This window comes from Wolbachia endosymbiont of Drosophila bicornuta (genome assembly GCF_028982105.1).
Lineage (GTDB): Bacteria > Pseudomonadota > Alphaproteobacteria > Rickettsiales > Anaplasmataceae > Wolbachia > Wolbachia pipientis.
Window position 1 is genome coordinate 1 of record NZ_JAPQLF010000073.1, and the last position, 9,344, is coordinate 9,344.

7 protein-coding genes are annotated in these 9,344 nt (G+C 35.9%); 3 read left to right on the forward strand and 4 right to left on the reverse strand.

The annotated features are described in order from the left end of the window. Positions 1-295: 295 nt before the first annotated feature. The 4 genes from OZD68_RS01765 to OZD68_RS01780 are packed head-to-tail and all read right to left on the reverse strand — an operon-like array spanning position 296 to position 2,610. Positions 296-556 (reverse strand): hypothetical protein, encoded by a 261-nt coding sequence (locus OZD68_RS01765; protein WP_275008845.1) that lies wholly within the window; start codon positions 554-556, stop codon positions 296-298. A gap of 30 nt (positions 557-586) precedes the next feature. Then, positions 587-1,195, reverse strand: coding sequence for an SCO family protein (locus OZD68_RS01770; protein ID WP_182309629.1), 609 nt, complete (start codon positions 1,193-1,195; stop codon positions 587-589). A gap of 44 nt (positions 1,196-1,239) precedes the next feature. Next, a complete protein-coding gene (gene dnaQ, locus OZD68_RS01775) occupies positions 1,240-1,935 on the reverse strand; it encodes a DNA polymerase III subunit epsilon (RefSeq protein WP_182309628.1) in 696 nt (231 codons plus the stop codon). A 24-nt stretch (positions 1,936-1,959) separates the two neighbouring features. Next, complete coding sequence (locus tag OZD68_RS01780) at positions 1,960-2,610, reverse strand: Tim44/TimA family putative adaptor protein (protein ID WP_182309627.1); 651 nt, start codon at positions 2,608-2,610, stop codon at positions 1,960-1,962. A gap of 164 nt (positions 2,611-2,774) precedes the next feature. Between OZD68_RS01780 and secB the strand changes: the two genes are divergently transcribed. The 3 genes from secB to putA all read left to right on the forward strand — a co-directional run bounded on the left by secB (position 2,775) and on the right by putA (position 9,162). Then, entirely contained in the window at positions 2,775-3,278 is a 504-nt protein-coding gene (gene secB, locus OZD68_RS01785) for a protein-export chaperone SecB (protein ID WP_182309626.1), read from the forward strand. A 14-nt stretch (positions 3,279-3,292) separates the two neighbouring features. Next, positions 3,293-5,887: an aconitate hydratase AcnA gene (gene acnA / locus OZD68_RS01790; RefSeq protein ID WP_182309625.1), complete on the forward strand. Its 2,595-nt coding sequence runs from the start codon at positions 3,293-3,295 to the stop codon at positions 5,885-5,887. 134 nt (positions 5,888-6,021) lie between these two features. Further along, entirely contained in the window at positions 6,022-9,162 is a 3,141-nt protein-coding gene (putA, locus tag OZD68_RS01795; RefSeq protein ID WP_182309624.1) for a bifunctional proline dehydrogenase/L-glutamate gamma-semialdehyde dehydrogenase PutA, read from the forward strand. Positions 9,163-9,344 lie beyond the last annotated feature (182 nt).

The following is a 9,344-nucleotide window of genomic DNA, read 5'->3' on the forward strand; positions in this document are numbered from 1 at the left end:
ATGGCTTTGTTGCATCGCTAGCTATGATGGATTAAAGATAAAAAAGATGGAGAATATCAGTAGCTTATTATTCTGGTATTTATAACAAGAACGGTCAGTGAATACCTAAATTTGAGTAAAAGAAATTTCACTACCACTCACTAATCCGGCTAAAATTCAAGAATTTCAATGCTTTAGCTATTTTCAATAGAATTAAATTTATTAATGTAAATAATAAATTACTATTCTTAAATTTGATCAGATTGATTGCAAAAAAACAAGATTTTCAATAAGTTACTTATAATCCTAACTATAGTTAGCCTTTCATAAGTAGCGATGCAACAAAGCCCACTGGAATCCAGAAATTTTGCTTATAACTGAGCTGATGAGCTAAAGGTAGTTGTCTTACGATAAAACAAACGTTTTTAATTAAGTTGCATAGAAGCTGGATCCCAGTGTCTGGGCACTGGGATGACACCCCACTGGTGGGAATTGCTCCCAAACTACAACGTTCGTACAGTTGTGTGTGTCTTCCCATGGAGATTGCTCTCAAATCATAATGCTCATGCAGTTGCATGCCCGACTAATTAACAGAAAAATCTATAATTCAGTTTACGTATTTTCTTATCTCAGCCAAAATCTTATCAGATTGACTTTCGTCTGAATTTAAATCAGCTGCAAAGTGTGTAACATATTTTCCTCCAGGGCCAATAAGGTACATTATTGAAGAATGGTTGATTTCTTCTTCTCCACCAACTTTGCTAGCATATACTTTATACTTTGCAATTACTTCGTCTATTTTTTCTCTTTCACCAGTTAACATTTGTATTCTGTGGTCAAATTGCTGCTGAAATTCTTTAAGTCTTTCCGTGCTATCGCGCTCAGGATCGACTGTGATGAAGAATGTTTGTAGCTTGTTGTTAGTTTTCTCATCTAACTTTGCAAGTGTTTCTGAAATTATTCCAAGGTTCATAGGGCAAATTCTTTTGCATGAGGAAAACCCAAAGAAAATCATCATGTATTTATCTTTAAAATCACTACTGCGCAAGATCTGTCCGTCCTGATTAATTAAAGAAAAATCTCCGCCTATCTTAACTTCTGCGTTGTGAATCCCTGCTGGGGCAAATATGCCTTTTTTAGTGAAATAACAATAACCTAAAAAAACAACTGCTAATGCTACTAGCATATTAGATAACAATCTTATAAACCTTACCATTAGGGTGCTCTCAGTAAAATTAAATTGTATCTTTATTGGTTGATCTATTCAATATATTTATTCCAAAGTGTATTGTTAATTTTGTCTAACAGTTTCTTATGTTCATCAATTTCTTCACTATTTGGTGAATGTTCTCTGGGAGTTAGATTACGCACTTTATGCTGAACGAATGTAGAGTTACTGTCCTGATTGCATTCATTATCAAACAGAAAGGTTTGTAACCCTCCTGTAAGTTCAACATATACCTTTGCAAGCAATTGAGCATCAACTAGTGCTCCGTGCAATTCTCTATTCTCTAGCGATATATCAAAACGCTTACATAATGCATTCAAAGAAGCAGGTGATCCTGCAAATTTTTTCCTCGCAAGAGGTAATGTATCTAGCACTCTATCTGAGGAAATTAACCCAGCATTCAGCTTGCTTAGCTCCATGTTAAGGAACTTAACATCGAATTCAGCGTTGTGAATTACCAAAATATCATTAGATATAAAGTCAAGAAATTCAATTGCAACATCTGAAAATAATGGTTTATCTTCTAAAAATTCTTCACTAACACCGTGAATCTTAAACGAGTGATAAGGTATATCTCTTTCTGGGTTAAGGTACCGATGGAATACTTTACCTGTTGGAATACGATTAATTAATTCCACACACCCTATTTCAATAATTCGATGACCAGATTCAGTGTCAAGACCTGTCGTTTCAGTGTCAAGTACTAGTTCGCGTAGCTTGCTTTCCATGGTTAACTCTAAATAAAACTAATCTTACTTGTCATTTGTCTTATCGTTACTTGTCTTTTTATAGTGAATAGAAACAAGCAAACAGCTTGGGTCTGATGAATTAACATTTTTTTTGAATTGCCATACATCCTCAACTTTATTAATAGTGGATGTACTACCTGATATGATATCTCCTTCATTGTTCTTAACGAAGTTAATTTGCTCTGAAAGGAAATATACTGCAATAAACACTACATTTTTTACTAGCTTTATTTCTAAAATCTTTTGTGAAACGATAGAAACAATGATAGACTCGTGCACCTCTTTACGATGCCTAATCTTCTCTGCAAAATTATCATATAAGTCTTTATCGAGAAGTGGTTTTAACTGAGACAAATTTCCTTGATTGAAATACTTTATTATTAATTCAAAAGCTATGCTTGAACCTTCTATAAAGTGGGAAATAGAAAAATCTTTATTTTTTTTTAATATTTGTTCATAAGTAACTTTTATTGAATTTTCATCATTGCTATCAATGTAACCCTCAATGTTTTCTACTACGTCTTCTCTACTTCGGCTTACATCCAATACACTAGTTAGCTTTTTTAGGTTGAGGTTGGCTGACCTTCCTAAACAATTATACAAACGTGAAAAAATGAACGCCGCTAATAAAGCATATATTACAAGCTCTATCATAGTAACTCAACTCCTTGGCATGTAAAGTATCCGAACATTATTAATTATTAATGAAAATATGTTTTTCATATCAACTTATAATCAGGTTTGCTATTCGTTTGTAAATGAATATATTATATAAGAAAGTATTAAATATCTCAACTTAATTAAAGGAGACGTAAGAAATGCCACAACAAAAAATGAGAATTCACGGTCAATATGTTAAAGATCTATCATTTGAGAATCCGAATTCGCCATTCCTTTCTTCTAGTAAAGCTCCAGATATTAACGTAATGGTTAATATCAATTCAGCAAAATTAGAAGGGACGAAAAACAAAGAAGAAGTGAATGAAGAAAAATCTTTCCATGAAATTACTTTGCATATAGAAGTCAAAGCAACGGTAAAAGATGAAGGCATAAAAGATGGCGTAGCTTTCGTTTGTGAAACGAAATATCGTGGCATTTTTTCAATAGAAAATTTAAAAGAGTTGAGTGAGGAAGAAGTAAGACAAGCTTTGTTTATTGGCGGACCTACTTTTCTTTTCCCTTTTGCAAGAGAAATAATTGCAAGAGTTACAAGTAGTGGTGGATTTCCCCCACTGATGCTAGATCCTATAGATTTTGAAACTATGTATGAGCAGCAAGGTCAACAACAAAAAAGTAACGGTAGTAATTCCAATTTTAACTAATATAGTGTGATAGGATGAACAATTCTTTAAATGCAAAAACGACTTTAAACATTGACGGGAAGTCATACAACTATTTTAGCCTAAGTAGTGCTAGTGAATTTTTAGGAATAGATGTGACTAAATTGCCTTGCTCACTTAAGGTTCTGCTTGAAAATTTATTGCGCAATGAAGATGGAGTAAACGTAAAGCTAGATGACATAAGAGTACTAGCAGACTGCGTTGATAAACACACTAATCACGAAATTAGCTATAAACCAGCAAGGGTGTTGATGCAAGATTTTACAGGGGTTCCTGCTGTTGTTGATCTAGCTTCAATGCGGGACTATGTTAAGAGAAATGGAGGAAACCCAAGCAATATAAATCCGTCTGTACCGGTTGATCTTGTGATTGACCATTCTGTTCAAGTAGATAGTTATGGAAGTGTTTCTGCATTCAGTAAGAATGTTGAGCTAGAAGTAAAAAGAAATTTGGAGAGATATCAATTTTTAAAGTGGGGAGAATCGTCCTTCACAAATTTTAGAGTAGTGCCGCCTGGCACAGGGATTTGCCACCAAGTGAATCTTGAATATTTAGCGCAAGTTGTGTGTAATAATGATGGAGTCATATATCCTGATACTTTAGTTGGTACTGACAGCCATACTACAATGGTTAACGGATTATCAGTTCTTGGTTGGGGTGTTGGAGGCATAGAAGCTGAGTCTGTGATGCTTGGTCAACCAATTAGTATGGTGATTCCAGAAGTAGTTGGATTTAAATTAATTGGCAGATTGTCGGAAGGAGTAACTGCGACCGATTTAGTGCTGAAGGTTACCAATATCCTAAGAACAAAAGGCGTTGTTGGTAAGTTTGTAGAATTTTATGGTGATGGTTTAGATTATTTATCTTTGGCAGATAGAGCCACTATAGCAAACATGGCCCCGGAGTATGGCGCAACTTGTGGATTTTTTCCAATTGATCAAAAAACGCTAGATTATTTAAGCTTAACCGGAAGGCCAGAAAAGCTGATTAAGCTAGTTGAGGCTTATGCGAAAGAGCAAGGACTGTGGCGTAGTAGTGACGAGTTAGCATTTTTTGACACACTAGAGCTTGATTTATCAAGCGTGGAGCCAGTAATGGCTGGTCCCAAAAGACCACAAGATAAGGTTTTTCTTTCACAAGTGCCAGAGTCTTTTTCTAAATCATTTTTAGTTAATGAGTCAAAGGAAAGCGATAAACTCCAAGATGGAAGTGTAGTTATTGCAGCAATAACAAGCTGCACTAATACTTCTAATCCAAGTGTGATGATTGCTGCAGGTCTTGTAGCTCGTAATGCGATTAAACTTGGATTAAAATCAAAGCCTTGGGTTAAAACTTCTCTTGCTCCAGGGTCACAAGTTGTAACAGAATATTTAGAAAAGTCTGGATTGCAGGTAGATCTAAATGCTTTGGGTTTTAATCTAGTTGGATATGGTTGCACAACTTGCATTGGGAATTCTGGTCCACTTAATAAAGATATAGAAGATGGCATTAAAAACAAAAACTTAACCGTTGCTGCAGTTTTATCTGGCAATCGTAACTTTGAAGGAAGAATTCATCCGTTAGTCAAAGCTAATTACTTGGCATCTCCGCCACTTGTTGTTGCATATGCACTTGCTGGTACTGTGCAAATTGATCTGACAAAAGATTCAATATGCAAAGATAAGAATGGAAATGATGTCTATCTCAAAGATATATGGCCAACAAACAATAAAATCGAAGATTGTGTTAAAAGTGTGGTAACACGTGAGATGTTCATACAAAAGTATAAGGATGTTTTTTCTGGTGATGAACATTGGCGAAAGATAAAGTGTGAAAAAAGTGAAATCTATAATTGGGATGCAAACAGCACTTACATACAAAATCCGCCTTATTTTGATAACTTATCACCTAAAAATAATAAAATCGATATAAAGGGTGCACAAATATTGGCAATGTTTGGCGATAGCATAACTACTGATCATATTTCCCCTGCGGGAAATATTGCCTCGAGTAGTCCTGCAGGTCTATATTTAAAAGGGCTTGGAATTGAACCACAGGATTTCAATTCATATGGGTCTCGCCGTGGTAATCACAATGTAATGATGCGTGGCACTTTTGCTAACATTAGAATAAAAAATGAAATGGTTAGCACCGAAGGTGGATATACAAAATATATTCCTTCTCAAGAAATTATGTCAATTTTTGATGCAGCAATGCGTTACAAGGAAAATAATGTACCTCTAATCATTGTTGCAGGAAAAGAATATGGCACAGGTTCAAGTAGGGATTGGGCAGCAAAGGGTACTTTATTGTTGGGGGTTAAAGTTGTCATTGCAGAAAGCTTTGAGCGTATACATAGGTCCAACTTAGTTGGTATGGGTGTTCTTCCACTTGTATTTCAAAATGGAATAACCAGAAAGATATTTGATGGTAGTAAGGTAATAAGCATAAAAGGTGAAATAGTGCCAGGTGGAAATCTAGAATGTATCATCAAAAGAAAGGATAATTCAAGGCAATCAATTCAACTCAAATGCTTTGTACAAACCGCAACTGAGACTAAATACTTGATGTGTGGTGGAGTGTTGAGCTACATACTTGCACAATCTTTTTGATTTAGTGAAGTTATTGCATGGACTTCTTTTAGCCAGCCCTGATCCCTTTGTAAATAGCAATTTGCTCTGCGCAAAGTTATGATATAATTTCACCATACATATGGTGTCGGAGTATTTTTTGGAGATAGTTATATATGATAAGCTCTATACAAGAACCTAATGAACTCAGAAAACGTTTACAAGGATTTTATCGTACTGATGAAAAGAGTTATATACGTTATCTTGTAGAAAAAGCAGAGCTTTCGGCTGATTCAAAAAATAGAATTTATAATATTGCAAAACAAGTTATTGAAAAAATCAAACACAATAAATTAAGTATTGTAGATTCCTTTATGCAGCAATACTCGCTTTCCAATGATGAAGGAATAGCGCTTATGTGTCTTGCTGAGTCACTACTTAGAATACCAGATGATTATACAATAGACGAGCTAATCAAAGATAAAATTGCCAATCAAGAATGGAGTAAGCACTTAGGACATTCGTCTTCATTGTTTGTTAATGCTTCTACATGGAGTTTAATGATAGGGAGAAGTATATTGAGAGATAATGAAGGCGATTCGAAGTTCTATTACGCAATTTCTAAGTTACTTAAGAATTTAGGAGAACCGATCATTCGCAAAGCAGTAAAACAAGCAATGTCTATGCTTGGTAATCATTTTGTTGTTGGAGAAACCATAGAAGAAGCTTTAAGGTACGCAAAACTAGATGACAATAGTAAGTTTTTATACTCTTTTGATATGCTTGGCGAAGCTGCTCACACAACTGAGGATGCAGAAGAGTATTTTAATTCATACATGCACTCAATAAAAGCTATAGGTGAATCAACTGAAATAAATGATTGTTTTAAATCCCATGGAATTTCAATCAAACTTTCTGCTTTACACCCACGTTATGAATTTAGTCAATTTGGCCGAATTGCTGGTGAGATATTCACTAAGGTTTTAGAGCTCTGCCGCGAGGCAAAAAAATACAACATTTCACTATGCATAGACGCAGAAGAAACAGAAAGGCTTGAAATTTCCTTAATCTTGTTTGAACAATTACGGCTTGATGAATCACTTTCTGAGTGGGAAGGGCTCGGCTTGGCTGTACAAGCATATCAAAAACGTGCTTTATCTGTTCTTGACTTTGTAGAGGATGTTGCTATTCGATCAAAGCACAAAATTATGGTGAGGCTTGTAAAAGGTGCATATTGGGATTCAGAAATCAAGTCTACGCAAGAATTGGGATTAAATGATTACTCAGTATTTACAAGAAAAAGCTATACTGACGTATCTTACCTCGTGTGCGCACAGAAACTTTTGAGTAAACCAAACAGCTTTTACCCATGCTTTGGAACTCATAACGTCTATACTTTTGCTTCTATCATGGAACTTGCTGATAAAAACCACCCTGGATTTGAATTTCAACGCTTACATGGAATGGCAAAAGACTTATATGATTATGCAATGTCAGAGCTTGTAACAAATGTTAGCTGTCGTGTCTACGCACCCGTTGGGGAACATAGTGACTTGTTGCCTTATCTTATAAGACGCCTTCTTGAAAATGGAGCTAATAGTTCGTTTGTTAATCAAATAAGTGATCCTAACGTTAAAATCGATGAGTTAATTTCAGATCCACTGGAAAAAGCTATAAATTTTAATTATGAACCTCATCCAGGCATTCCATTACCACAAGATATTTTGGGACCAGAAAGAAAAAATTCCTTGGGGATGGATATTAGTGATTCTGTGATAGTCTCACAATTTGCAGATGATATAAAGGGTTTTAGTGAAAAAAAGTGGCAAGTTGGACCAATAATTGATGGAAAAGCACTATTTGATAATGCTGAATTTATCGAAGTAGTGAATCCTGCACATTTGGAAAATGTAATTGGAGAAGTGTCAAGTGCAACAAGCGATCAAGCTTTAAACGCTCTTGAAATAGCACATAGTGCTTTTGCTAAGTGGCAGAATGTTTCAGCAGAAGAGCGCGCTAAATGCCTTGAAAAAGCTGCAGATTTGCTTGAGGAAAGGATGAAAGAGTTAATTTACATTCTGATTGTGGAAGCAGGAAAAATTTTATCCGATGCAATAGCAGAAGTAAGAGAGGCAATCGACTTTCTGCGTTATTATGCAATGATAGCAAAAAATGAACTGAGCGACTGGAAAAAATTGCCGGGCCCAACAGGTGAAGATAACTTCATCTTTTTTGAAGGCAGAGGAGTTTTCTTATGCATATCACCGTGGAATTTTCCGCTCGCTATCTTCATTGGGCAGGTCTCAGCTGCACTTGCAGCAGGTAATGCAGTGCTGGCAAAACCGGCAGAGCAAACGCCGATTATTGCCTACGAAGCTGTTAAGATACTACATGAAGCTGGGATACCAAAGAATGTGTTACACCTCATTCCTGGGGATGGTGGATATTTAGGCAAAATATTAGTTCCAGACAATAGAATTGCCGGAGTAGCTTTTACTGGCTCAACACAAACTGCTCAAATAATCAATAAAATGCTTGCAAATAGGGATGGTCCTATCGTACCACTTATTGCTGAAACAGGAGGGCTCAATGCTATGATAGTTGATAGCTCTGCTCTCTTAGAGCAAGTGACTACGGATGTTTTGCTTTCTGCGTTTCGCAGCGCTGGCCAACGCTGTTCTGCGCTTAGGGTGCTGTTTATTCAAGAGGACATAACAGAGAAGCAGATAAAAATGATATGCGGTGCAGCGCAAGAACTCAAGATTGGTGACCCAATACAACTTAGTACTGATATTGGTCCAATAATTGATAAAGCATCTATCGATATGCTCACTCAACATACGCAAAAAATGTCAGAGGATAAAGATTCAAATCTGTTATTTAAAGTACCCATGGATACAAATTCTCATAATGGTTATTTCTTTCCTCCATATATTTATGAGATACAAAAAATTTCGCAATTAAAGCAAGAAGTATTTGGTCCTATTTTACATATCATACGTTTTAACAAGTCACAATTAAATGAAGTTATAAGTGATATAAATAGTACTGGATATGGGCTTACGTTTTCTTTGCAGAGTCGTATACAAAGTCAAATTGACACTATAAGTAAAAAAATATCAGTTGGAAATGTCTACATCAACCGTAACCAGATAGGTGCAGCAGTTGGGATACAACCATTTGGTGGTAGGGGACTATCTGGCACTGGGCCAAAAGCTGGTGGTCCTCATTATTTACAGCGTTTTTCTACAGAAAAAGTTGTAAGTGTTAACACTACAGCATTTGGTGGTAACACTACACTTATGTGTTTGGATTAATTTGCGGGCCCCAATTTTTCTTACCCCTAAACTAGACGTTCGTGCAGTTGTGTACACAGCGCTAAAATCCGAAAAGGACCAGCTCATGCACTGAAATAAATCGTATCCGTTCAGCCAATGGCGTCAACTTAAGAACTTTCATTAGCAAACTCTCCTAAAGACATGATGGCGTTTAGGCTTAT